The organism is Nocardia sp. NPDC052566 (assembly GCF_044547285.1).
GTDB lineage: Bacteria > Actinomycetota > Actinomycetes > Mycobacteriales > Mycobacteriaceae > Nocardia.
Map to the genome: position 1 here is coordinate 50,550 of NZ_JBIUAF010000002.1, position 23,639 is coordinate 74,188.

A 23,639-nucleotide genomic window follows, 5' to 3' on the forward strand; every position below is an offset into this window, starting at 1 on the left:
GTTCGACGCGGAGTGCCGCCACTTCGGTCTTCCTCGCCTAGCTCCTGGCGGCTTCGGCTTCGCGGCGTTCGTGGCGGCGGCGGAGGATGTCGGCGGTTTGCTGGTCGGCGGGGAGGAAGGCCTCCAGTTGGAGTTCCGCGAGTGTGACGTCGACCGCGGTGGAGAACGATGTCAGGGTGGTGATCAGGCGGAGCTCGCCCTCGGGATGACTCAGTCGCAGCGGTACGGCGAAGCCGAGATGGTCGGGGCAGGGGGTCACGTCGGGCAGATAGCCCTCCAGCTCGGCGATCAGCGTGTCGAGTTGCGGATCAGGGCTGCGGAGCGCGCGGGCACGCAGCGCCTCGGTGATATGCCTGCCCCACTCGGGCAGGTTCAGCACGCGCGGTGCCAGGCCGCGTGGGTGCAGTGCCAGCCGGAGCGTGTCGATCGGCGGCACCAGCAATTCGGGCGCGGTCTCCTCGGTGAAGAAATCGAACGCGCTGTTGGCCGCGACGAGTTTGCCGTGCGGACGCACGACGATCGCGGGATAGGGCAGGTGGCCGTCGAGAATGGTGTTCAGCGCCTCGCATACCGGGCCGAGTTCCATTGCCGCGAGGTCGGATTCGGGATACACCGGTGCGTAGCCCGCGGCGAGCAGCAGATTGTTGCGCTCGCGCAGTGACAGGTCCAGCGATTCGGCCAGCCGCACCACCATGGTGCGCCCGGGTTTGGAGCGGCCCTGCTCGAGAAAGCTCAGGTACCGCTGGCTGGTATCGGCGCGGATCGCGAGATCGAGCTGGCTCACCCTGCGCCGGGTGCGCCAGTGCTTGAGCTGGCTCGCGAAGCCGTTGGATTGCACCGCTGTCGTCACCGCACCAGTCAAGCCGACGGCAGCGGCGTGCGCCATTCCCAGGAGGGTATGGGGGCTAGTGCTGCGGGTTCTCTGCCCGCTTGCCCGTCATTCCCTGGAGGGAGCCGATCTCATTCCCCGGAGGGGGTCTACCTCCATTCCCTGGAGGGAATCGCGCAGCCGTCAACCGGTCGTAAAACTATGTCCCATGAGCAAGCAATTCGATGAGAACGAGATGGCCCAGTTCGCACAGCGGTGGGTCGCACAGTGGAGCGAATCCGATCCGGAGCTGCGCGCCAAGCTGATTCGCGAGATCTGGGCCGACGACGGTGTGCAGGTTCTGGTCGATCCGCCGCTGGAGATCCGGGAAGCCGCTGCGGCCCTTTCCTTTACCGTCCCGTCGCTGGAGGTGCGCGGACATGCCGCACTACTCGCCAGAGTGGCGCGTGCCTACGAGATGTTCATCGAGCCGGGCGAGTACGCGTTCGAAGCGGCGGGCGCGCCGACACAGCTGCCCGCGGGCCTGATCGGTCTCGCCTGGAACATGGTGTCCAAGGCCGACGGCACGGTGGCGGGCGGTGGCTACGACGTGTTCGGGCTCGCCGCCGACGGCCGCATCCAGCTGGACTACCAGTTCATCGAGGGTGTGCGATGAGTGCCGTTGCCTACCACCTTGATCCGCGGCACGGTCTGGACGGCCTCACGGTCAGGGAGCAGGAGATTCCGGCGCCGGGCCCGAACCAGGTGGTGATGAAGGTGCGCGCCGCCTCACTCAACCGGCGCGATCTGATGCTGATGGACGGCACCTACCCGCTACCCGCGACGCCGGGCATCATCCCGGTGTCCGACGGCGTCGGCGAGGTGATCGCCGTGGGCGACAACGTGACTCGCGCCGCGCTCGGCGATCGGATCTCGGCGTCGTATTTCGTGCGGTGGATCGAGGGCAAGCAGAGCCTGGCCCAGGCCGGCGAACAGTACGGCGCGACCTTCGACGGCATGCTCGCCACCTATGCGGTGGTCGAAGAGGATTCGGTGGTGCGGGTGCCCGCGCACCTCACCGATGTGGAGGCGGCGACGCTGCCCTGCGCCGGTGTGGTCGCCTGGGCCGCACTCACCAGCCCGCTGTCGGTACTGCCCGGTGAGACCGTGCTGACGGTCGGCACCGGCACCGTCGCGCTGTTCGGTGTGCAGCACGCCAAAATGCTCGGCGCCAGGGTCATTTCGATCACCTCCGGCCCCGAGAAGGCGGAGTTGTTGCGCAAGCTGGGCGCCGACGAGGTGATCGACCGGAACGCGACCCCCGAGTGGGGGCAGGCGGTGCTCGACCTGACCGGCGGGGCGGGCGTGGAGCATGTGCTCGACGGTGTCGGCATGCCGACGTTGCCGAAGTCGTTGCAGGCAGCGGCCTATGGCGCCTGGGTTACCACGGTGGGCGCGTTCCCCGCGCCGGAAGGACAGAACAACGGCGACCTGCTCGCCGGAAAGTTCTTGACGGTGCGCCGGATCGCCGTCGGCAGCCGCACCGATTTCGAGGCGATGAATCGCGCCATCGCCGAACACGGTATGCGGCCGGTCATCGATCGGGTGTTCCCGCTGGATCAGGCCGTCGAGGCCTACCGGTACTTCCGCGACGACAACCCGTTCGGCAACGTCGTCATCGCGATGCCGGAGTAGTCGCCGATCAGGGGCAGCTGGTGAGTTCCCGTGTCATGGCGTCCTTCTCGCCCTGGGTCACCCAGAGTTGATAGGCCGCCTTGACCTGGATCTGCCTGGTGACATAGGCGCAGCGGTAGCCCTTGTTCGGCGGCAGCCAGGTCGCGGCGTCGGAATCGCTCTTGCCCTGGTTGGTCGGTCCGTCCACGGCCTGCAGGTTCAGCGGGTCGTTGGCCAGGTCGCGGCGCTTTTCCTCCGAAAGCTGTTGGGCGCCTTTCTGCCAGGCGTCGGACAGCGCGATGACGTGGTCGATCTGCACATCGTCGGAGGTCTTCGGGCCGCGCACGAACTTGATGGTCTTACCGGTGTAGGCGTCGTGCAGCGTGCCGGTGGCGACGGTGCACTGCTTGTTGTCCTTGTAGGTGAGGTCGACCATGTCCCGCTTGAGGATGTCGTTGCGGGTGTCACAGTTGTTGTGGCCGCCGGGAACCGAGACGTCGTCGGTCCAGGCCGGGCCGAATTGTTCGCGGGTGTAACCGGTCTTGGCAGCTCGGCCGGCGACGCGCAGCGAATCGAGAGTGGCCAGTGCTTCCCGGCTCGAGACCGGGGCAGGGTAGGTGGGCGATGGATTCGCCTGTGCCGCACGGCTACAGGCCGGCACCACCAGGGCCGCAACCACGACGGCCAAGAGGGAGAGTCGTCGTGCCGAGAACTTCATCGCCAGCTGCCTAACCTCATCAGGATTCGAACGGGCGTCAACGTACCGCGTGGCAGAGACGTCGTAATTGATTGTCGCGTATGAGGTTCGGCACAGCCAGCGAAAAATGAGCCACCCCCGAGTCGCCGTGCCGGCGCCGACTCGGGGGTGGCGGATCACAAAGCGAGATGCACCATGCGGATGCGCGGTCGGTTGTCCCTACCGTTCCGCGCCCGACGACTCCGTGGGACTGATGAGGGGGAGGACCCGCCGGAGCCGTGTCGCGCTGTGGTCGATCTCGTTCGTGATGATCTGGGGCGACTCCGAGGAGTCGCTGCTATCTACGTATTGAGACAGTAGATATGCGAAGATCATTTGGCAAGCTCACGCGCTGGCCTGAGCAAAGTTCTCAGCTGACCCTCAGTAATCGACCTAGAACTACTGCATGTCTACGGAATTGGCGAATGTGACAGGCATCACCGAATGCGCGGTCACAGCCGGGGCGAATCCTGTGTCCAAACGGGTGAAGGCAATCAAGTCCGAATCCGGAAGGCGCACCTCATGGCTACCGTCGACGTCCTCGACTCCTACCTCAACTACATCGATACCGGCGTGCGCACCGACGCGGCGCCCGTGCTGTTCCTGCACGGCAACCCGACCTCATCGCACCTGTGGCGCAATGTGATTCCGCATGTCGCGGATCGGGCGCGTGTCCTGGCGCCCGACCTCATCGGCATGGGCGCCTCGGGTAAGCCGGACAGTGCCTACCGGTTGGTCGACCACGCGCGCTATCTCGATGCCTGGATCGACGCGCTCGGCCTGGACCGGCTGGTCATCGTCGGCCAGGACTGGGGCGGTGCGCTCGGAATGGACTGGGCGGCACGGCATCCCGACCGGATCCGCGGCATCGCGCTGATCGAGACCTTTCTGCGGCCCATGGGCTGGGACGAGATGCCGCCACTCGGCGCCGAACTGTTCCGAAAGTTCCGAAGCGCGGAGGGGGAGCGAATGGTGTTGGAGGAAAACATGTTCATCGAGTTCAACCTGCCCCACGGCATCGCGAACCTGTCGCGGGAAGACCACGACGTCTACCGTGCGCCCTACCCCACCCCCGAAACCCGTAAGCCCCTGCTGGCCTGGCCGCGTGAATTCCCCCTCGACGGCGAACCCGCCGACGTGGTGGCGCTCATCGAGAACTACGACCGCTGGGCCGCGGCCAGTCCCGAGGTGCCGAAACTGCTCATGGGGCTGGACAACGGCGTCGGCCTCGGGGCGCCCGAGGCGATCGCCTGGGCGGCCGAAACATTCGCGAGCGCCGAAGTCGCCGCGATCCCCGACGCGGGCCACCACGCCCCCGAGGACCGTCCCGACGAAATCGGGCAGGCGATCTCCGCCTGGATCACCCGCAACGCCCTGCTCGCCACCCCGTGACCGTCGCCTGACGGCGGGATGTTTGTTGTCGGTCAGAATGGGTGGGTGGGTAGTGATGAGGACCTGGTCGAGCAGGGGGACGCGGCGGCGGAGGCGGCGCGGGTAGCCGAGCGCGAACTGGTCGGCCGGGCGGTGGCGGGGGAGCGCGGGGCGATCGCGGATGTGGTTCGGCTGCTGCAGGATCCGCTGTATCGGCTGGCGTTGCGGATGGTGTGGCGGCCTGCGGAGGCCGAGGACGCGACGCAGGAGATCCTGCTGCGCGTACTCGGCAAGCTCGATACCTGGCGCGGCGAGGCGAAGCTGCTGACCTGGGCGTACCGGGTCGGGGTGAACTATCTGCTCAACCTGCGCAGGCAGTCGCCGCAGGAGGCGGCGAACCTCAGCTTCGACACATACGCGGAGGGGCTGGCCGACGGGCTGGCCGAGGAGGACTATCGCGGACCTGAGGCGACATTGCTTTCCGGCGAGGTGCGGCTCAACTGCAGCCAGGCCATGCTGCAGTGCCTGGCCAGGGACGAGCGTGTCGCCTTCGTGCTCGGCGAGGTGTTCGACCTGAATTCCACCGAGGCGGCGTGGATCCTGGAGGTGACGCCCGCCGCGTATCGAAAGCGCCTGGAGCGGGCCAAGAAACGGATCGGCGCCTTCCTGACCGCCACCTGCGGAGTGGCGAATCCGCAAGCCTTCTGCCGCTGCCCGCGCCGGGTGGACAAGGCGGTGGCGCTCGGCCGGGTCGATCCGCGCAAGCCGCAATACATGTCGCATCCGGTCAGCCCCGGCGGGCGGACCGCCGCGGTAGCGGAGGAGCAGATGATCCGGCTGCACGACGCGGCCGCCGTCCTGCGCTCGCACCCGGACTATGCCGCGCCGCAAGCGAAAATGGACGCCATCGCTGGTCTGCTCCACTCCCATCGCTTCCCGCTCCTCGACTGACCTCGCCTGCGCCGTGATCGGGCCGAATTCGAGTGGCGCAGATCACAGTGCGGGCCTGTCGGAGTCGGCCGGGTTCGTGTGTCGAAACGGAATGAAGGCAACAAAGCCGGATCACCGAAGGGACACCTCATGGCCACCGTCGACGTGCTCGACTCGTTCATCAACTACCGCGATACCGGCGCGCGAACCAACCCGGTGGTTTTCCTGCACGGCAACCCCACCTCGTCGTACCTGTGGCGCACTGTGATTCCGCACGTCAGCGAGCATGCCCGCTGCGTGGCACCGGATCTCATCGGTATGGGTGAATCCGGTAAGCCCGACAGCGCCTACCGCTTCGCCGACCACGCCCGCTACCTGGACGCGTGGTTCGACGCGCTCGGCTTGGACGACGTCGTCCTGGTCGGCCACGACTGGGGCGGCGCACTCGCCATGGACTGGGCGGCAAGGCATTCCGGCCGGGTGCGCGGTATCGCGATCATCGAGACCTTCCTGCGCCCGATGCGCTGGGACGAACTTCCCGAGGGGTCGGCCGCCATGTTCCGTAAGTTCCGCTCCCCGGAGGGCGAACAGGCTGTTCTCCAGGACAACCTCTTCATCGAATTCAACCTCCCCGAACTCATCACCGGCCTGCGCGATGCCGACCTCGACGCCTACCGAGCGCCCTTCCCGACCCCGGACTCGCGCAAGCCGATGCTGGCCTGGGCCCGCGAATTCCCGCTCGACGGCGCGCCCGCCGATGTCGCCCAGCGAGTCACCGACTACGGCACCTGGATGACCGAAAGCGCCGACACGCCGAAACTCCTGATGCACGTCGAACCCGGCGCCGTCCTCGGCTCCCCGGAGCTGATCTCCTGGGCCGCAGCCACATTCAGCAACATCGATATCGAATCCGTCGGCCCCGGCAACCACCACAGCCCCGAAGACCAACCCGAAGCCATCGGCAAATCCATCGCCACCTGGCTCCACCGCCACGACCTAGTCGCCGCCCCGAACTGAGCAGAGAGCATCGGGCGGGTGCGGGCGACAATGTGCTGATGAGCGGTGGTGGCCATGCGGACGGCGGTGCGGAATTCGCGCAGGGCGCGGGGGCGGCCGACGAGGTAGGCGTTGCCGTCGCGGCGGCGGAAGCGGAGCTGGTTGCTCGGGCCGTGGACGGGGATGCGGGGGCCGTGGCCGAGGTGGTGCGGCGGTTGCAGGATCCGCTGTATCGGCTGGCGTTGCGGATGGTGAGCATGCCCGCCGATGCCGAGGATGCGGTGCAGGAGATCATGATTCGGGTGATCACCCGGTTGTCGACCTGGCGTGGCGAGGCGAAGCTGCTGACCTGGGCGTACCGGGTCGGGGTGAACTATCTGCTCAACCTGCGCAGGCGGTCACCGCAGGAGCGGCAGCAGGTGAGCCTGGACGACTTCCGTGCCGATCTCGCGGATGGTCTTGCCGCCGAGGACTATCGGGGCCCCGAAGCCACCGTCATGGCGGAGGAGGTGCGGCTCGGCTGCACCCAGGCGATGCTGCAATGTCTCAGCCGCGACGAGCGGGTCGCCTTCGTACTCGGCGACCTCTTCGACCTGAAAGCCGCCGACGCCGCCTGGATACTCGACATCTCACCGGCCGCCTTCCAGAAGCGTGCCGAGCGAGCCAAGCATCGCCTCGCCACCTTCATGCGCTCCACCTGCGGCCTCGCCGACCCGAAAGCCTTCTGCCACTGCCCACGTCGCGTCGAGAAGGCCATCGCCCTCGGCCGTGTCGACCCCGCCCGCCCGGCCTTCACCGCGCACCCGATCACCCCCACCGGCCGCACCATCGCCGAAGCCGCGGCCGAGATGCTCCGCCTCGACGACGCCGCCGCCATCCTGCGCGCCCACCCCGATTACGCCGCGCCCCAAGCGAAAATGGACGCCATCACCGGCCTGCTCCACTCCGGCCGCTTCCCGATCCTGGATTGAGCGGGCGCGGTACCGCAGCGGCCGCCGGCACCGGCCTGCTCGGTTGCGGCAGCCTCGCGTCGATTCACTCCGCCGGGACGGCGCTGGATCGAGCGAACGAGAGCTTGACGGCTCCGGGTAGTCGCCGAGCAGGCCGATCAGTTGGTGACGGGCGCAATGCTGTACCGCGGCTGCCTCGAGGGTCGCGAACAGCCACGGCGATCCAGGTGGAGGTGCTGTGGCCGCAGCGTGTTTCGGTTCAGTTGGGGACAGGGGCGGGTGCCGGGCGGAGGAGGGTGCCTGCGGCCAGGCCGCGGGCGGTGCGGACGGCGACGGTGGCCCACAGGCTGACCAGCAGGATGTACAGCGCCACCGCGGCGGCGGCGAAAAGGTAGGCGCCGGTGTGGGTGTAGAGGACGGTGCTGCCGGTGATGCAGGTGCCGAGGGGGAAGGTGAAGCCCCACCAGGTGAGGTTGAACTTCAGTTCGCCTGCGCGGTAGGTCTTTACGGTGACCGCACCGGCCAGCGCCAGCCACAGCATGGCGAAGCCCCAGGCGACGATGCCGAAGATGACGGCGAAGACGCTCATCCCCTTGGCGTAGAGATCGGGCAGCGCCTCGGGTGCGACGTTCGCGAGCAGCCCTGCGGCGGTGACGGATTGGCCGAGTGGGCCGAGCACGATCCACAGGGTGGGCACCATGCCCGAAGGGGGAGTGCCGTGGTGGACGAGCCGCGACCAGATCAGGGTGGTGGTGATCAGCGCGGCGATCAGGCTGATGCCGAACATGGCCAAGCACAGCAGGGTCATGGTGAGCCGCCACTGGCCCGCGGGGGTGTGGGGGATGAGCAGCGCGCCCATCGCGGCCGAGACCATCGGGGGCACCACCGGCATCAGCCAGCCACCGAAGGCGGCGTCCGGAGCGACGCGGTGCTTGGTGAACATCTGGTAGGGCACGGCGAAGGCGGTCATCAGGCCGAGCACGGTTCCGGCCGACCACAGCACCCAGTCGATGGCGACGGCGGCGGACAGGCCGATCACGTCGCGGCCGAGCAGCAGGGTGCCCGCGCCGACGGTCATCAGCGCCATCGGGGGTGCGCCGAGGAACTGCGACATCACCGGATGGGTGCGGTGGTCGCGGGCATTCTCGGGGAAGCGCACCCACTGCACGGCCCATGCGGTGCTCAGCGCGACCAGCATCAGCGCGGCCAGCGCCCACACACCGGTCGCGGCGCCGCGCAGGCCGGGGAACTGCAGCGGCAGGGTGGCGGCCGCGTTGGCGACGATGCCGGTGCCCATCACCGCGGCGAACCAGTTCGGCCCGAGGTGGCGAAGCGCGTCGAAGTCGCCGAAGAGACGCCGCGAGTTGCTCGCGGGGCGGAAGGTCACTGTGGCGGTCATGAATTCAGCATCGCGGCGGACTGGCGTGTGGAGTAGCCCACATCCGCCTATGCATGCATAGACTCATCCTATGACTTTGTCGCCGCGGGTCCCCGACCTGGCCGCGCTGGATCTGCTCCTCTCGGTCATCGAGCTCGGCAGCCTCGGTCGCGCCGCGGAAGCGCACGGGATCAGCCAACCGTCGGCCTCTTCGCGCATCAGGTATCTGGAGAAGCTGGTCGGCATGCCGGTGCTGGAGCGCACCACCCTCGGTTCGAAGGCGACACCCGCCGGGGCATTGATCGCCGAATGGGCCCGCGCGGTAGTCGACGCGGCCGAGCAGTTGGACGCCGGGATCGACACGTTGCGCGCCGAGCGCGATTCGCACCTGCGGGTGGCGGCGAGTCAGACCATCGCCGAATACCTCTTCCCCGGCTGGCTGATGACCCTGCGCGCGATGGTGCCCGAGGCGGCCATCGCGCTGGAGTCCGGCAATTCGGTGCTGGTGGCCCGCGAGGTGCTCGACGGCAAGGCGACCATCGGTTTCATCGAGAGCCCGCAGAACTTCCGTGGCTTGGAGAGTCACGCGGTCGCCAAGGACAAGCTGGTCGTCGTTGTCGCGCCGCAACACAAATGGGCCCGCCGTGGCCGGGTCACCCTCGACGAGCTCGCGAAAACCCCACTGATCCAACGTGAAACGGGCTCCGGCACCCGAAACTGGTTCGAGCACGCCGTCTCTCGCCAACTCCCCGGCTGGCACGCCGAGGTAGCCCTCGAGCTGTCCTCCACCACCGCCATCAAAACCGCGGTGGCCAACGACGTCGCCCCCGCCGTCCTGAGCTCCCTGGCCGTCGCCGCCGAAGTGGCCGCGGGCACCCTCGCCTCCCCCGACGTCACCGGCCTCGACCTCGACCGCACGCTGCGCGCCGTCTGGCCCACCGGCCAACGCCTCACCGGGCCAGCCCGCGACCTCTACTCCATCGCCCGCCGCACCCCGACCCCCTGACACCTGCTGCCCAACTGTCGAGCGCAGTCAACTGGCCCCTCCCAACGGCGTGTCGCAGGGCCATTTGACTGCGCTCGGCGTTATCGCTGCCGCCCACCGGCGATCCGAGCGGCTACTCGGTCAGGTGTTTTCGGCCGGTTGGGCGGTTGGGGGGATTCCGGTGTCCAGGAAGCGGATCAGGCGATCTATGCGGTCGGTGTGGTCGATGCAGCGTTCCAGGTGACTGCCGAGCAGTGCGATGTCGATCGCGGCGTCGGTCGGTTCGGTCCAGGCGCCGAGTGCGTTGTGTAATCGCTGGTGCAGCTCGTCCATTGCCCGGGAGGGGAATCCGTGTTCCTGGCCGTGCTGCCCGGTGGCCACGCCCTCGCCCGCGATGGACGTCCGATGCGCCGCGAGCCTGCCCATATCGGTCAGAATGGTCAGAATCGGCTGGGGCGCGACATGTTCGGGATGACTCTTGTAGACCTGATCCGCCGCCCGGCTGATGAGCCACCCGATCCGGGACAGTTCGCTGGCGATCTGGATCGCCGTCACCACGTGGCGCAGGTCCCGTGCCACCGGCGCCTGCAGCGCGAGCAGCACCACGGTGCGCGCCTCGCACGCCCCATACATCTTCTGTAGTTGCTCGTCCAGTGCGAATACCTCATAGGTCGCGGTGAGATCGGCGCCGACGAGCGCATCGGTGACCCGCTCGGCCGCGTCGTGCGCGAGCCGGCACATCAGCGTCAAGTCGTTGGTCAACGCGATGAGCTCGCGAGTGAACTGAGTCCGCACCTGCCAAATTCTCGCCCATATTCGGCCCGGCGGGTACTCGAATCCGGCTGGGACAGTGGATTCGCGTGGGGCGCTCCGCCGCACGGCTGGCAATATTGTGTGGTGAAGCGCGATCTTTCGGCTCAGCTAGATATCGCGGTCACGGGGCCGACCACGCTCGAGTTCCAGATCGCCGCCGCCAGGCAACCGGGCCTGGATGTGCGCGAATCGCTGACGTTCGCGCTGGACGGCCGGGCGATCACCCCGCAGGAGATCATCGGCCCGCACGGCAGCCGCATCCACAAATTCGCCTGTGGCACCGGCAATTTGCAGGTCAGCTACGGCGCGACCGTATTCGGCAACGCCATGAGGGAACTCGTCTCCGACTACGATCTCGCCGTCTATCTCCGCCCGAGCCGCTTCGCCGAATCCGACAAGCTGCTCGGTTACGTGATGACCGAATTCCCCACCGGCGCTTCCCATGCCGAGTTGGCCGCACAGGTGTCGTCCTGGGTGGGCAGGCGGTTACGCTACGTGACGGGCAGCAGCGATCCCACCGACGGCGCGGTGGAGACGCTCCTGTCCGGCACCGGCGTCTGCCGCGATTTCGCACATCTGGTCGTCGCACTGCTGCGCGCGGTCAAGGTGCCTGCGCGCCTCGCCTCGGTGTACGCGCCGGGTTGTGTGCCGATGGATTTCCACACCGTCGTCGAGGCCTATGTCGAGGGGACTTGGCGGGCGTTCGACGCCACCCGCCTCGCCCCGCGTTCGACCATGGTCCGGATCGCCACCGGCCGCGACGCCTCCGATGTGGCCTTCCTGGACAACCACGGCGGCGACATCATCGTGAACAGCATGTGGGTCAACGCCATCGTCGAGGGACCGCTGCCGTTCGACGACCACCACTCGCCGCTGTCGGTCTGGTGATCGTCAGGAGATGTTCTTCAGGAACGACACCGCGTTCGCGCTGCCCGCGACCACGATGTCGGGCTTGCCGTCCTTGTCGAAGTCGGCGACCACCGGTGTCTGCGGCTGCGAGGTGACATCGAATTCGCCGTCCTTGGTGACGCTGCCGTCGCCCTTGCCGGTGAAGATCACCATCTTCGAGTTCAGCACCGCCGACATGCACGCGTCGAGCTTGCCGTCGGCGTTGAAATCGCCGACCGCGATGCTGGTCGGCCCGAGCCCGGACAGGTTGACCCGGTTGGTCTTCTTGAATCCGCCCTGACCGTCGGAAACCAGCAGCGTGGTGCTGAAGGAGAACGAGTCGGCGGTGATGATGTCGTCGATGCCGTCGCCGTCGAAGTCACCGGCCCTGATGTCCTCGGTGATCAAACCCGAAGTGCTGGAACCACGCTGGGTGAAGCTGCCGTCGCCGTCGCCGGTGAACACCTGCACCTGCTGCAGTGCGTCGTTGTTGATGGCGATGTCGATTTTGTTGTCGCCGTTGAACTTTCCGACGGTGAACGCGCCCGGCGTGCCGGGGATGGTGGTCGCCGCGCCGGCGGTGAGCGTGCCGTCGCCCTTGTTGATCCAGGTCTGCACGCCCGCGGGCAGCAGGCTGAGCGCATCAGGCTTACCGTCGCCGTTGACGTCGGCGACGATCACTTCCTGTTGTGCGCCTTCGATGGTCGGATAGGTCTTGGCGGCCTTGAAGGTGCCGTTGCCGTTGTTGAGGAAGACCGCGAGGAAGGTCCACGCCTGCGCGACGACGTCCGGCTTGCCGTCGCCGTTGAGATCACCGGCAGCCACCGCGCCGTAGCCGTTGCCGACATCGCCGACCCTGGTGCCCGCGTTGAAGGTGCCATCTCCCTTGCCGGTCATCAGGATCGGGCCCGCGCCGGAGAAATCGGCGGCGACGATATCGGCCTTGCCGTCGCCGTTGAAGTCGGCGGTGACGGTGCCGATGGGTGATGGCCCAGGCCCCCACGACGGAAATTGGCCGCCCGACGGTGAATCCACCTTCGGTGCGAAATTGATCGAGCCCGCCGCATGGGCGACGGACGGAATGGTCAGGCATAACGCGGCGGTGGCTGCGGCCAGGACGACGCCGCGAGGATGTAGTGAATTGCGCATGGGACTTCCTGAGGTCGGGCAGGTTTGATACCGAGGGCCAGGACTCTATGGCGCTCATCACAGGAAATCGTTGGCATTCATCGGAATTCGTGTGAGTGCCCAGCGCGGACGCGAATTGATCCGGCACAGTGCCAGTGGCATTTCCCGCCACCGGGCCGTCGCGGTGTTACCGTCGCCCCATGCCGAAGAAGGACGATGTGCAGCACCGGCTCGTCACCACATTGCAGCGCAGGGTCATCAACCCGATCCAGCGCCGACTGTCCACCCAGCAGTTGCTGGAAACCACCGGACGCAAGAGCGGGCAGCCGCGCATCACGCCGATCGGCGGACGCCTGGTCGGCAATCAGTTCTGGCTGGTTTCCGAATTCGGCGAGCGCTCGCAGTACATCCGCAATATCAAGGCGGACAACCGGGTTCGGCTGCGCCTGCGCGGCCACTGGCACGCAGGCACCGCCCATCCGGTGCCCGAGGACGACGCACTCGCCCGGCTGCGCGAACTGCCGCGCGGGAACAGCGCGGCAGTTCGCCTGTTCGGCACGAACCTGCTGACCGTCCGTATCGACCTGGACTAGACGGGCACCTTGTTCACGATCTTGATCAGCCGGTAGGACACCGAGGAGGCGTCGGCGGGTGGATTCGCCACCGGCGTTTCCTCCACCTCGAGCTGGTAGTGGTAGCCAGGCTGATACTCGAACCCGGCGATCTGGTTGTAGAACAGCTCCCACTCACTGTCCGGATTACGTTTGACCTGTAGGCACGTCATCGGCGCGACACCGGTGCACGGCTTGGTCTGATCCGCGACCCACAGCCCGATCACCTTCGAGTGAGCCGCGGAAGTGCTGCTGGGAGCGGCGGATTCGGCCGGTTTACCGCTACCGCACGCGGCGAGTGCCGGCGCGAGCAGCAGGCAGGCCAGTACCGCTCTACCACGTCGTAGCTGCATCACTCGAGCATACGTACGACGAATGCGGATCATTAGCTGACACGATGGAGGCATGATCCGCACCCTCACTACCCGATGGACCGTCATAGTTCCCTTACTAGCCGCCGTGGCGCTCGCCGTCACCTGGGGGCGGAGTTTGCCCTCGGTGGCGGTGGTCGTCGTGGTGGTCGCGCTGGCAGGCGCGGTGCTCGCGGCGGTCTATCACGCGGAGGTGGTCGCGCACCGGGTCGGCGAGCCGTTCGGGTCGCTGGTGCTCGCGGTCGCGGTCACGGTGATCGAGGTGGCGCTGATCGTGACACTGATGATTTCCGGCGGCGACAAGGCCGCGTCACTGGCCCGCGACACCGTCTTCGCCGCGGTGATGATCACCTGCAACGGCATCTTCGGGCTCTCGCTGCTTGTCGGCGCGCTGCGGCGCCGGGTGGCGGTGTTCAATGCCGAGGGCACCGGCGCGGCGCTCGCCACCGTCGCGACCCTGGCCACGCTCACGCTGGTGGTGCCGACCTTCACCTCGACCAAGCAGGGCCCCGAATTCACCCCGGGACAGCTCGCCTTCGCCGCGGTGGCCTCGCTGCTGCTCTACGGATTGTTCGTGATGGTGCAGACGGTGCGTCATCCGGACGACTTCCTGCCGGTCGAGGGCGACGGCGCCGTCGGCGAGGACGACGCGCACGACGAGCGCCCGACGGTGCGCGCCACGCTGATCAGCCTCGCGCTGCTGCTCGTCGCGCTGGTCGGTGTGGTCGGCCTGGCCAAGCAGGTGTCGCCCGCGATCGAATCCGGGATCGCCTCGGCGGGGCTGCCGCCCTCGGCGGTCGGCGTGGTGATCGCACTGCTCGTACTGCTGCCGGAGACGCTGGCCGCGGTGCGCGCCGCGCGCCGCGACCGCGTGCAGATCAGCCTCAACCTGGCGCTCGGCTCGGCCATGGCGAGTATCGGCCTGACCATCCCGGCCATCGCGGTGGCAACTATCTGGCTAAAGGGTCCGCTGGTGCTCGGATTGGGTGCGACGCAGATGGTTCTGCTCGCGCTGACGGTCGTCGTCGGCGTGCTCACAGTGGTACCCGGTCGAGCCACTTTGCTGCAGGGCGGTGTCCATTTGGCCGTGTTCTCGGCGTTTGTGTTCCTCGCCGCAAGTCCCTAATTGTCGTGATTCGGATCACGCATAACCAGCCGTCATGGTCGATTCGCCATGCGAGTGGCCGGGATCACAGCTGGCCGATTTTGTTGTGACGATTCGTAACGATTAGCTTGCAGTTAGTTGGCATCGACGCCGGATTCGGAGAGTGCGCCATGAATTTCGACACAACACGTGCCGTCGGTGCGCTGCGGGAAACCTGCCGATGACCCCGGATCTACAAGACTCGGCCGCCGCCGTTGTCCGCCAGAACTTCTCCGACACCGTTGTGTCCTCGCTGCGCACCTTCGGGCGTGCCGTCGGCCTCGCGCACGAAGCGGTGACCGGTGGCCTCGGCGATGTCGTGCGCGGCAAGTTCCAATGGCGCGAGGCGGTGCTGCAGGCCTGGCGGCTGGTGACCGTCACGACCATCCCGGCCATCCTGATGGCGATCCCGTTCGGCGTGATCGTCTCGGTGCAGGTGGGCAACCTCATCCACACCCTCGGCGCGGATTCGCTGCTCGGCGCGACCGGCGGCCTCGGCGTGATCAAACAGGGTGCGCCGATGGCCACCGGCTTCCTGCTCGGCGGCGCGGGCGCCGCGGCCATCGCGGCCGACCTCGGCGCGCGCACCATCCGCGAGGAGATCGACGCGCTCAACACCATGGGCATCAATCCGGTGCACCGGCTGGTGATCCCGCGGATGGCGGCCATGCTCGTGATCGCGCCGCTGCTGAACGTACTGATCATCTTCGTCGGCGTGCTCGCCGGATACGCGGTGGCGATCGCCGGGCAGGGCGTCACCCCGGGCAGCTACTGGGCGACCTTCGGATCGTTCACCACGACCGCCGATGTGTGGGTCTCGCTGGTGAAGGCGCTCATCTTCGGATTTCTCGTTGTCGTCATCGCCTGCCAGCGCGGGCTCGAGGCGAAGGGCGGCCCGCGTGGCGTCGCCGACGCGGTGAACGCGGCGGTTGTGCTCTCGGTGGTGTCGATCGTGCTGGTGAACCTGGTCGCCACCCAGATCACCGCGATGTTCCTGCCGACCAGGCTGGCCTGATGGCTACTTCGTACGCCCCCAAGGGGTTTCACTGGCTGCGGCGTTACTTCCGCAGGGGCAGCCGGGTTTTGCGCGCGGTCGACTCATTCGGGTTCGTCGCCGTGTTCGTCTGGCAGGTGCTCTCGGCGATTCCGTTGACGCTGAAGCGGTATCGCGGCGAGACCATGCGCGCCATCACCGATATGACCTGGGGCCGTGGCTCGGTCGTCGTCGGCGGCGGCACGGTGCCGATGATGATCGTGCTCGGGCTGGTGATGGGCGCCTCGGTCGCGGTGGAATCCTTCGCGACGCTGAGCATGCTCGGCATGGGCCCGGTCACCGGCATCGTCTCGGCCTACGCGACCACCCGCGAGCTCGCGCCGATCGCGGCCGCGGTCGGCTTCGCCGCGCAGGCCGGCTGCCGGATCACCGCGGAGATCGGCGCGATGCGTATCTCCGAGGAGATCGACGCGCTGGAGGCGCTCGGCCTGCGGTCGGTGCCGTTCGTGGTGACCACCCGCGTGGTCGCGGGCGCGCTGGCCATCATCCCGACCTTCCTGATCGCGCTGATCCTGTCCTACGCGGCATGCCGCGGGCTGATCACGCTGGTGCACGGCCAATCCGCCGGCGTCTACGACCACTACTTCTTCCAGTTCGTCTCCAGCTTCGACGTGATCGCCGCGGTGATCAAGGTTGCCATCTTCGGGACGGTGGTGATCCTCGTGCACAGCTATTACGGGTTCTTCGCCACCGGCGGGCCCGAGGGTGTCGGCATCGCGTCGGGCCGCGCGGTGCGCACCAGCTTCGTGGCGATCATCGCCATCGACATGGTGCTGTCCATCGCGCTGTGGGGTTTCAACGCGGCGATCAGTTTCACGGGGTAGGGGCGATGGCGAAGTACGGAATGCCGGGAGTCGCCGCCGACCAACGCAAGTCGCGCTTGGTCGGCGGGCTGATCCTGCTGCTCGTCGCGGTGGTGGCGCTGGCGACGACGATCTACCGCAACGCGCGTTCGGAGGACGGACTCCGCATCGCGTTGCACACCGAGCAGATCGGCGACGGCGTCGCGGAGGGCACCCAGGTGCGCCTGGACGGCGTGCTGGTCGGCAAGGTCGCGCGGATCACCCCCGACGCACGCGGCACGCAGCGAATCAGCTTGCAGCTGGACCAGTCCCGGCTCTACGGCATCGATGACAGCCTGCGCGTCGACTACGCGCCGGCGAACCTGTTCGGCATCAGCGAGCTCGAATTGCACCGCGGCGCAGGCGGATCCCCGCTGAAGAACGACGCCGTGATCGATCTGACCGGCAAGCGCTCCGACGCCGTGTACGACGCGACCATGGGCAGCCTGCTGCGCAGTCTGTCCCAGGTGGGCGCGAATGTGCTGACCCCGCAGATGGCCACGGTCATCGCGCAGGTGTCCGCGGACTTCCAGGCGTTCACGCCGCTGGTGCAGGCGCTGATCACGGTGGCGCGCACGGTCGCCGACAACCAGACCATGAAACCGTCCGAGCTGGTTGGCAATCTCGGCCCCGCCTTCGACGGCGGCGGTCAGTTCGCCGGCGCGGTGATCCAGCTGCTCGACCAGATCCATGACATCCGGATTCTGAAGGACGGCAAGGACCGCGAACGCTACGACGCGGGCGTCGCCGCGCTCACCGACCGCATCCTGCCGGAACTGGCCAAGACCGCGAGTACGGCGGGCGGCTACTTCAGCGAGACCACCGACATGCTCGCGCCGGTACTCGCCGTGCTCGCGCGGATGGTGCCGCGCCCGCAGCAGTCCGCCGTCGAACTGCGCGCGCTGCTGGAGCGGCTGCGCGCGGCCATGCCGGATTCGGCAGGCGGTCCGGTGCTCAACCTGGAGGTCGACCTGCGCGGCGTGCCCGCGCTCGCGGTACCGCTGCTCGGGCTACCCCCAGCACAGGGAGGTGGAAAGTGACAATCCGTGGCGCCGCTTGGCGGCTAGGTCTTTTCGCCGCCGTGATGGTGGTGGTGCTGTCGCTGGTGCTCACCGCGATCAAGCGGCCGGTGGCCGGTGACACCGAGGCGCACGACGCGCTGTTCACCGACGCGAACGGCCTCAAGGTCGGCGACGACGTGCGCATGTACGGCGTGCAGGTCGGCAAGGTGGAGCGCATCTCGCTCGATGGCGACAAGGCGAAAGTCCGTCTGACGGTGCGGACTTCGACGCCGATCTACGACAACAGCACGCTGGCCATCCGGTATCAGAACCTCACCGGCCAGCGCTATATCGATCTGCAGCAGCGGCCGAATCCGGGTACGCGGCTGGCGGCCGACGCACGCGTCGGCGCCGATATGACGATCCCGTCCTTCGATGTCACCAGCCTGTTCAACGGCCTGAAACCGGTGCTGGCCACCATGTCTCCCGAATCGGTCAACCAGTTCACCGAGAGCATGCTCGCGGTGATCGAGGGCGACGGTTCCGGGCTCGGGCCCGCGATGGACGCGATCGGCAAGCTCGCCAAGTACGCGGGGGATCGCCAACAAGTGATCGCCACCCTGGTGCGCAACATGTCCGAGATCTCCGACAAGGTCGGCGGGCGGGTGCACAATCTGGTGCCGTTGCTCGCCCGGCTCACCGATGTCTTCGAGGCGCTGCGCCAGAACATCGGCGGGCTGGCCGATTTCGCGATGTCGGCGCCCTCGGTGCTCGGTCCGATCGATCGGCTGCTCGGCACCGTCGGGCTCACCAAGGACAGCGGCCAGGACATCGACGCGCTGATCCGCAGCATCTTCCCGGATCCGAAGCAGGCGGTCGAGGTCTTCGGCAGGTTGCCAGGACTGCTCAGCGCGCTCGACGCGGCGATGCCGCGCGGGACGGCGGGCTGGCAGCCTGAATGCAGCAACGGCACCGCGCAGCTGCCCAAGCAGTTGCAGGTGCTGATCGCGGGACAGCGGGTGACACTGTGCAACGGATGATGTTCTGGCGCGGCTGGTTCGGTGACAAACCGGTGCTCGACGAGCCGTCGCGGCTGCGCAGGGAGGTGCGGCTCGGCATCGTCGGCGCGGTGCTCGTGGTGATCGGCCTGATCGTCGCCGGGCTGCTGTACGTGGTGCCGTTCGGCAAGACCACCTACACCGCCGAGCTGTCCGAGGCGCAGTCGGTGAAGCCGGGCGACGATGTGCGCCTGGCCGGTATCTCGGTGGGCACGGTGAAATCGCTGGAGCTGCAGCCGGATCGGGTGATCATGCGGTTCACCGTGAACTCGGACGTCTTCGTCGGCGATCAGTCCTCGCTGGACGTGCGGATGCTGACGGTGGTCGGCGGGCATTACGTCGCGCTGTTCCCCGCGGGCACGAAGCCGCTGGGGGACAAGCCGATTCCGCAGGACCGGGTGCGGCTGCCCTACAGCCTGGTGCAGACCTTCCAGGACGCGACGGCGCCGCTCAGCAAGATCGACGGCGATACCTTGCGCAAGAACCTTGCCGCACTGGACAAGTCGGTGAGCGGCGCGCCGGAGAGCCTGCGCACCACCCTGGATACCGTCGGCTCCTACATCGACGCGATCGATCGTCAGCGCACCCAGGTGTCCAATGCCATCGCGGTGGCCGACGAATACGTGTCGATGTACGACGGCGCCAAGAGCGATCTGCGCAGGCTGATGGACAACGCCAACCTGCTGGAGACCGTGCTCGTCGACAAGCGCGCCGAAATGCGCGAGGCCGTCGCCCTGCTCGCGAGCGTGGTGCAGCGGGTCGCCGCGCTCGCGCCGACGTGGGACCGCGAATTGAAGCCGAAGGCGCAGCAGCTTGCCGACGCGCTGCCGCGGCTCGAACAGCTCGGGCAGCAGCTCGAGCCGGTCATCGGCACGGTGCGCAGCCTCGAAGAGAAGCTGCGGCAGTTGGTGATTCCCGAGAGCGGCGTCGTGGTCGATCGCTCCGGCGACACGGTCACCGCGCCGGGTGGCGTCGACCTGAGCAAGATCTGTATCCCGCTGCCAGGAAGGCCGTGCTGATGCTGAAGAAGGTGCTCGGCTCGCAGGCGTTCATGTCGATCGCCGGTGCGGTGGTCATCGCTGTCGTCGCGGTCGCGGGCTATTTCATCGCGTTCGATCCGCTGAAGAAGACCGAATCGTATTGCGCCGTCATGTCCGACAGCATCGGGCTGTACCCGGGCAATCAGGTGACCATGCGCGGTATCGCCGTCGGCTCGGTGACCTCGGTGCGCAACCAGGGCAAGGATGTGCGCGTCGACTTCGAGGTCGACGCGAAATACCCGGTCTACGTGGACTCTTCGGCCACCACCGTCTCCGATACCGTGGTCGCCGACCGGAATCTCGCGGTGCTGGCCAGTGGTAAGAACACCCAGCGCTGGACCGGCGGATGCATCACCAAGACGCTGACGCCGAAGAGCCTCACCGAAACGCTCACCGCGCTCGCCGATCTGTCCGCGCAACTCAACGGACCCGATCCGGCACAACCGAATTCGCTGGCCGACGGCCTGGCCGCGCTGGACAAGGCGTCGGCGGGCACCGGGCCGCAGATCAACGACCTGGTACGCAAGCTCGGGTCGGCACTGCAGGCGCCGGACGCCGATATCGCCCATCTCGCGGGCATTTTCGACGCGTTCGCCTCGGTATCGAAGAAGGTCAACCAGTACTGGGGTGATCTGCGCAGCATGCTGGTGCGTATCGGCCCCGCGCTGGCGCAGGCCAGCGAGGAACTGCTCGGCCCGGCGGTCGAGGTGTTCGACGGGCTGCGCCAGGTGCTGCCGATGCTCAACGACATCACCACGCTCTTCGGCGACCCCATCCTGAAGGCGCTCGACGCCACCGTGCCGCTGGTGAAGCTGTTGCGCGCCAACATCGGTTCGCTGCGTGACGTGGTGCTGATGACACCGGCGCTCGCGTCCGCGTTCCGGACCGTCACCGACCCGTCGACCGGCGCGCCCGCGCTCACCTACGCGCCGCCGCGGGTGCGGATACCGCAGCAGAACGCCGATCAGGTGTGCGCGGCGATCAACGCGATCGCGCCGGGCCGCTGCGGCGGCGCGCAGAACGGCATGGTCGATGTCCAGCTGACCCAGCTGGTCCTGGGATTGGCAGGTGCTCGATGAAACGAATCTCGTTGCGGCACATTGCCGTCGCGCTGACCGCGGCGGCCACGCTCGCGGTCGGCGGCTGCGCGTTCGATCCGTCGTCCGTTCCGGTGCCAGGCACCTCGGTGGCCGGGCGCACCTACGACATCCGGATCGAATTCGCGAACGTGCTGAATCTGCCTGCCCGCGCCAAGGTGATCGCCAACGGCGCGCAGGTCGGCACCGTGAAGGCGGTGACGGTGGTGCCTGCGGCCGAGGCGCCGCCGGGCCGCGGCGGCTATGTCGTCGTCGACGCCGAGATTTCGGAGTCGGTGCGGCTGCCCACCACGACCATCGCCGAGCTGCGGCAGAACACCGTGCTCGGTGACATCCACATCGCGCTGACGACTCCACCGGACGGATTCGGCGCGCTGCTGCCGCGCGGCGGCACCATCGGGATCGACCGGACCAAGCCGCCGGTGCAACTCGAGGACACCATGGCCGCCATGGCCTTCTTCGTTCAGGGCGGCGCGGTCGGCCAGTTGCAGGACATCATTGCCCGGTTCAATTCGGTACTGCCGCAGGATCCCAAGGAGACCGCGCGCATCGCCAACGTGATGGGCGGCGACTTCACGGATCTGGCCGCCAATCTCGACCAGGTGGACAAGCTGCTCTACGGTCTCGGCACCAATGCCCAGGTGCTGCGCGATGTCCGGCCGGAGCTGGAGGACATCCTCAATCCCGAAGCGGTGCAGCAGGTTACCGCCGCGGTGAATTCGATCAAGGGCGTCACCAAGATTTTCGGCGTGCTCGGCCCTGTCGGCCAGTCGCTGGCCTGGCTCGCTCCGCTGCTGCAGTCCTCCGACGCGGCATTGCAGGCCTACGTACCGCTGCTGACCGGCGGTCCGCTCGATCTGCGGCAGCCGTCGAATATGGCGCTGCTCGTCGCGCTGTTGCGGGACAAGATCATTCCGTTCGCGGAGCACGGACCGAAGGTGAATATCACCGGCGTGCAGGTGAATTCGGGAGTGTCCGAACAGGAACAGGTGGATCGGATCGTGGCAACCCTGCGGATGATCGGAGCGGTGCGATGAAGCTGGGTCCGATGAAGCTGAGTTCGCTGGCCTCGCTCGGCGGTATCGCCGCCATCACCGTGCTCGGCGCGAGCTACCTGACCTTCGGCGTGATCCGCGCGGATCCGTTCGCCGAGTACACCAATGCCTCGATGGTGCTGAAGGATTCGGGCGGTCTCGGCGTCGGATCGCCGATCCTGCTCACCGGCATCCCGGTCGGCAAGGTCACCGCGGTGGACAACACCGCCGCGGGCGTCGAGGTGCGGTTCCGGGTGAACAGCACGCAGCGGGTGCCGACCGACAGCACCATCACCATCGAGCAGCTGTCCGCGCTCGGCGAGCCGTATGTGCAATTCGTGCCCAAGACGGGTGACGGGCCGTATCTGAAGGACGGTCAGCGGCTCGACACCAAGACGGTCACCTCGCCGCTGTCCATTCCCGAGGTGGCCAGGCTGGTCACCAAGACCATGAACCAGCTCGACCCCAAGGTGATCGGCTCGCTCGTCGACACACTGGGCCGGTCCATCTCGGGCACCCAGTCGGTGATGCCCGAGCTCGCGCGCTCCGGCGACCTGCTCGCCTCGACCATCATGACCAGGGCGCCGCGGATCGCCGACCTGCTCAACAGCTTCCAGCTGGCGGCGGGCGATATCGCCTGGGCCGGGCCCGCCACCGCGGCCGCCGCGCCCGACCTGGTGCAGTTCGGCAAGGCGCTCGACAACCTGGTTGAGGCGGTCGGCAGGCTGGCCGAGACCGGGAACAGCCCGCAGATGTACCTGGAGGGCAACGGGCTGGTGCCGTTCCTGCAGCAGGTGACCGAATGGATGGACAAGGTCGGTCCCGAGCTCAGGTCGCTGCTGCCCGGGTTGCGTCCGCTCACCGACGCCGTCGTCGGCGCGGCGCCGCAGATCGATCTGAGCGCGCTGATCTCGCAGGCGCTGCATCAGACCGGCGACGATGCGGTACGGGTGCGGGTCGGCATCAAATAGCTCGCTTGGTTACTTAATGGCATCCATTTCTGAATAGGCTTGAACTGGGCTTACGCCGGATGGAAATGTTGCTCTTCGGATCAGCAAACTCGATCGCGTCCATTGCGGATGTGCTTTTCGTGACGGTAGTTCTCTACTCGGAAGCGAGGGCCTGACGATGACGGAGCCGACCGATGGACCGAAGGGCGGCGGCGCGCCGACCAACACCCGCGTCCTGACCATCGCTGCCGTCCTCGTCGCCGCGCTCGCCCTCGTCGTCGCGATCGGCCTGACGCTGCGGTCCAACCAGGACTCGGTGGACAGGTACGCGCGGACCACCTACCCGACCGCCACCATCCCGACCACCGTCGCCCCGGCCGCGGCCTCGCCGCTGCCCGCCGCTACCTCCGGCCCCAACCGCCCGGTGCCGCCGCCGACACCGGCCCGCCGCATCGGCGACGACTGCTCCACCGTCGGCACCGTCGCGCAATGGCGCCTGCACAACGCGGAATGGGTCTGCGTCCCCCAGGGCCAGGGCGGCGATCACCAGATGGGCGAGGACTGCTCCCACGACGGCATAGTCGCGCAGTGGGGACAGGCACCGGACGGGAGCCGGATCTGCATCCCGCAGCAGCAGGGTGGAAGCGAACCTCAGGGCAACGAACCGCCGCCCGGAATTCCCGGCGCCGAACTCGTCCCGCCGAACCCGGGCGAGCCGCCATCCCTCCCCGCACCGCCCGGCTTCCCGTAGAAAACCGTTGGACACGGCTGAGATGCTCG

The 23,639-nt window shown here is 67.5% G+C and carries 25 protein-coding genes; 19 read left to right on the forward strand and 6 right to left on the reverse strand.

Annotated features, from left to right (window positions below; all coding sequences use genetic code 11):
• Window positions 1-37: 37 nt before the first annotated feature.
• Window positions 38-886 carry a helix-turn-helix domain-containing protein gene (locus tag ACIG5A_RS07615; protein ID WP_397238967.1) on the reverse strand — a complete coding sequence of 283 codons (849 nt, stop codon included), beginning with the start codon at window positions 884-886 and terminating at the stop codon, window positions 38-40.
• Window positions 887-1,037: 151 nt separating this feature from the next.
• Between ACIG5A_RS07615 and ACIG5A_RS07620 the strand changes: the two genes are divergently transcribed.
• Entirely contained in the window at window positions 1,038-1,484 is a 447-nt protein-coding gene (locus ACIG5A_RS07620) for a hypothetical protein (protein WP_397238969.1), read from the forward strand.
• Window positions 1,481-2,503, forward strand: coding sequence for an NAD(P)-dependent alcohol dehydrogenase (locus tag ACIG5A_RS07625; RefSeq protein WP_397238971.1), 1,023 nt, complete (start codon window positions 1,481-1,483; stop codon window positions 2,501-2,503). The genes ACIG5A_RS07620 and ACIG5A_RS07625 overlap by 4 nt, the downstream gene beginning before the upstream one ends.
• 7 nt (window positions 2,504-2,510) lie before the next feature.
• Here the strand turns inward: ACIG5A_RS07625 and ACIG5A_RS07630 are convergent, their stop codons facing one another.
• Entirely contained in the window at window positions 2,511-3,200 is a 690-nt protein-coding gene (locus tag ACIG5A_RS07630) for an HNH endonuclease family protein (RefSeq protein ID WP_397238973.1), read from the reverse strand.
• Between the two features lie 540 nt (window positions 3,201-3,740).
• Here ACIG5A_RS07630 and ACIG5A_RS07635 point away from each other — a divergent pair.
• From ACIG5A_RS07635 to ACIG5A_RS07650, 4 genes are all read left to right on the forward strand, one after another.
• Window positions 3,741-4,610: a haloalkane dehalogenase gene (locus ACIG5A_RS07635; protein ID WP_397238975.1), complete on the forward strand. Its 870-nt coding sequence runs from the start codon at window positions 3,741-3,743 to the stop codon at window positions 4,608-4,610.
• Window positions 4,611-4,655: 45 nt separating this feature from the next.
• A complete protein-coding gene (locus ACIG5A_RS07640; protein ID WP_397238977.1) occupies window positions 4,656-5,540 on the forward strand; it encodes an RNA polymerase sigma factor in 885 nt (294 codons plus the stop codon).
• A gap of 129 nt (window positions 5,541-5,669) precedes the next feature.
• Complete coding sequence (locus tag ACIG5A_RS07645; protein ID WP_397238979.1) at window positions 5,670-6,536, forward strand: haloalkane dehalogenase; 867 nt, start codon at window positions 5,670-5,672, stop codon at window positions 6,534-6,536.
• 38 nt (window positions 6,537-6,574) lie between these two features.
• Window positions 6,575-7,486: an RNA polymerase sigma factor gene (locus ACIG5A_RS07650; RefSeq protein ID WP_397238981.1), complete on the forward strand. Its 912-nt coding sequence runs from the start codon at window positions 6,575-6,577 to the stop codon at window positions 7,484-7,486.
• 238 nt (window positions 7,487-7,724) lie between these two features.
• Here the strand turns inward: ACIG5A_RS07650 and ACIG5A_RS07655 are convergent, their stop codons facing one another.
• On the reverse strand, window positions 7,725-8,864 hold the full coding sequence (locus ACIG5A_RS07655) for a TDT family transporter (RefSeq protein WP_397238983.1): 1,140 nt from the start codon (window positions 8,862-8,864) through the stop codon (window positions 7,725-7,727).
• A gap of 70 nt (window positions 8,865-8,934) precedes the next feature.
• Between ACIG5A_RS07655 and ACIG5A_RS07660 the strand changes: the two genes are divergently transcribed.
• Window positions 8,935-9,849, forward strand: a complete 915-nt coding sequence (locus ACIG5A_RS07660; RefSeq protein ID WP_397238985.1) for a LysR family transcriptional regulator — start codon at window positions 8,935-8,937, stop codon at window positions 9,847-9,849.
• Between the two features lie 120 nt (window positions 9,850-9,969).
• On the opposite strand, the gene ACIG5A_RS07665 is transcribed toward ACIG5A_RS07660, so the two are convergent.
• Window positions 9,970-10,623: a phosphate signaling complex PhoU family protein gene (locus ACIG5A_RS07665; RefSeq protein ID WP_397238987.1), complete on the reverse strand. Its 654-nt coding sequence runs from the start codon at window positions 10,621-10,623 to the stop codon at window positions 9,970-9,972.
• A 102-nt stretch (window positions 10,624-10,725) separates the two neighbouring features.
• Here ACIG5A_RS07665 and ACIG5A_RS07670 point away from each other — a divergent pair, with 102 nt between their 5' ends.
• Entirely contained in the window at window positions 10,726-11,529 is an 804-nt protein-coding gene (locus ACIG5A_RS07670) for a transglutaminase family protein (protein WP_397238989.1), read from the forward strand.
• Between the two features lie 3 nt (window positions 11,530-11,532).
• Here ACIG5A_RS07670 and ACIG5A_RS07675 read toward each other — a convergent pair whose 3' ends face one another.
• On the reverse strand, window positions 11,533-12,678 hold the full coding sequence (locus tag ACIG5A_RS07675; protein WP_397238991.1) for an FG-GAP repeat domain-containing protein: 1,146 nt from the start codon (window positions 12,676-12,678) through the stop codon (window positions 11,533-11,535).
• 179 nt (window positions 12,679-12,857) lie between these two features.
• Here ACIG5A_RS07675 and ACIG5A_RS07680 point away from each other — a divergent pair, with 179 nt between their 5' ends.
• Window positions 12,858-13,250, forward strand: a complete 393-nt coding sequence (locus ACIG5A_RS07680; protein ID WP_397238993.1) for a nitroreductase/quinone reductase family protein — start codon at window positions 12,858-12,860, stop codon at window positions 13,248-13,250.
• Here the strand turns inward: ACIG5A_RS07680 and ACIG5A_RS07685 are convergent.
• Window positions 13,247-13,621: a DUF4377 domain-containing protein gene (locus ACIG5A_RS07685; RefSeq protein ID WP_397238995.1), complete on the reverse strand. Its 375-nt coding sequence runs from the start codon at window positions 13,619-13,621 to the stop codon at window positions 13,247-13,249. The two genes, ACIG5A_RS07680 and ACIG5A_RS07685, sit on opposite strands and share 4 nt — an antisense overlap.
• 52 nt (window positions 13,622-13,673) lie before the next feature.
• Here ACIG5A_RS07685 and ACIG5A_RS07690 point away from each other — a divergent pair, with 52 nt between their 5' ends.
• The 10 genes from ACIG5A_RS07690 to ACIG5A_RS07735 all read left to right on the forward strand — a co-directional run bounded on the left by ACIG5A_RS07690 (window position 13,674) and on the right by ACIG5A_RS07735 (window position 23,610).
• Entirely contained in the window at window positions 13,674-14,765 is a 1,092-nt protein-coding gene (locus ACIG5A_RS07690) for a calcium:proton antiporter (RefSeq protein WP_397238997.1), read from the forward strand.
• A 199-nt stretch (window positions 14,766-14,964) separates the two neighbouring features.
• Window positions 14,965-15,798 carry an MlaE family ABC transporter permease gene (locus tag ACIG5A_RS07695; RefSeq protein WP_397238999.1) on the forward strand — a complete coding sequence of 278 codons (834 nt, stop codon included), beginning with the start codon at window positions 14,965-14,967 and terminating at the stop codon, window positions 15,796-15,798.
• Window positions 15,798-16,661, forward strand: coding sequence for an MlaE family ABC transporter permease (locus ACIG5A_RS07700; RefSeq protein WP_397239001.1), 864 nt, complete (start codon window positions 15,798-15,800; stop codon window positions 16,659-16,661). Before ACIG5A_RS07695 ends, ACIG5A_RS07700 begins: the two co-directional genes overlap by 1 nt.
• Before the next feature lie 5 nt (window positions 16,662-16,666).
• Complete coding sequence (locus ACIG5A_RS07705; RefSeq protein WP_397239003.1) at window positions 16,667-17,719, forward strand: MlaD family protein; 1,053 nt, start codon at window positions 16,667-16,669, stop codon at window positions 17,717-17,719.
• The gene (locus tag ACIG5A_RS07710) at window positions 17,716-18,720 is read left to right on the forward strand and encodes an MlaD family protein (protein WP_397239005.1); all 1,005 of its coding nucleotides are present in this window, start codon (window positions 17,716-17,718) and stop codon (window positions 18,718-18,720) included. The genes ACIG5A_RS07705 and ACIG5A_RS07710 overlap by 4 nt, the downstream gene beginning before the upstream one ends.
• Complete coding sequence (locus ACIG5A_RS07715) at window positions 18,717-19,757, forward strand: MlaD family protein (protein ID WP_397239007.1); 1,041 nt, start codon at window positions 18,717-18,719, stop codon at window positions 19,755-19,757. Before ACIG5A_RS07710 ends, ACIG5A_RS07715 begins: the two co-directional genes overlap by 4 nt.
• Window positions 19,757-20,857, forward strand: a complete 1,101-nt coding sequence (locus ACIG5A_RS07720; protein ID WP_397240570.1) for an MlaD family protein — start codon at window positions 19,757-19,759, stop codon at window positions 20,855-20,857. The genes ACIG5A_RS07715 and ACIG5A_RS07720 overlap by 1 nt, the downstream gene beginning before the upstream one ends.
• A complete protein-coding gene (locus tag ACIG5A_RS07725) occupies window positions 20,854-21,912 on the forward strand; it encodes an MlaD family protein (protein ID WP_397239009.1) in 1,059 nt (352 codons plus the stop codon). The genes ACIG5A_RS07720 and ACIG5A_RS07725 overlap by 4 nt, the downstream gene beginning before the upstream one ends.
• Window positions 21,909-22,880 carry an MlaD family protein gene (locus tag ACIG5A_RS07730; protein WP_397239011.1) on the forward strand — a complete coding sequence of 324 codons (972 nt, stop codon included), beginning with the start codon at window positions 21,909-21,911 and terminating at the stop codon, window positions 22,878-22,880. Before ACIG5A_RS07725 ends, ACIG5A_RS07730 begins: the two co-directional genes overlap by 4 nt.
• Before the next feature lie 157 nt (window positions 22,881-23,037).
• On the forward strand, window positions 23,038-23,610 hold the full coding sequence (locus ACIG5A_RS07735) for a hypothetical protein (protein WP_397239013.1): 573 nt from the start codon (window positions 23,038-23,040) through the stop codon (window positions 23,608-23,610).
• Window positions 23,611-23,639 lie beyond the last annotated feature (29 nt).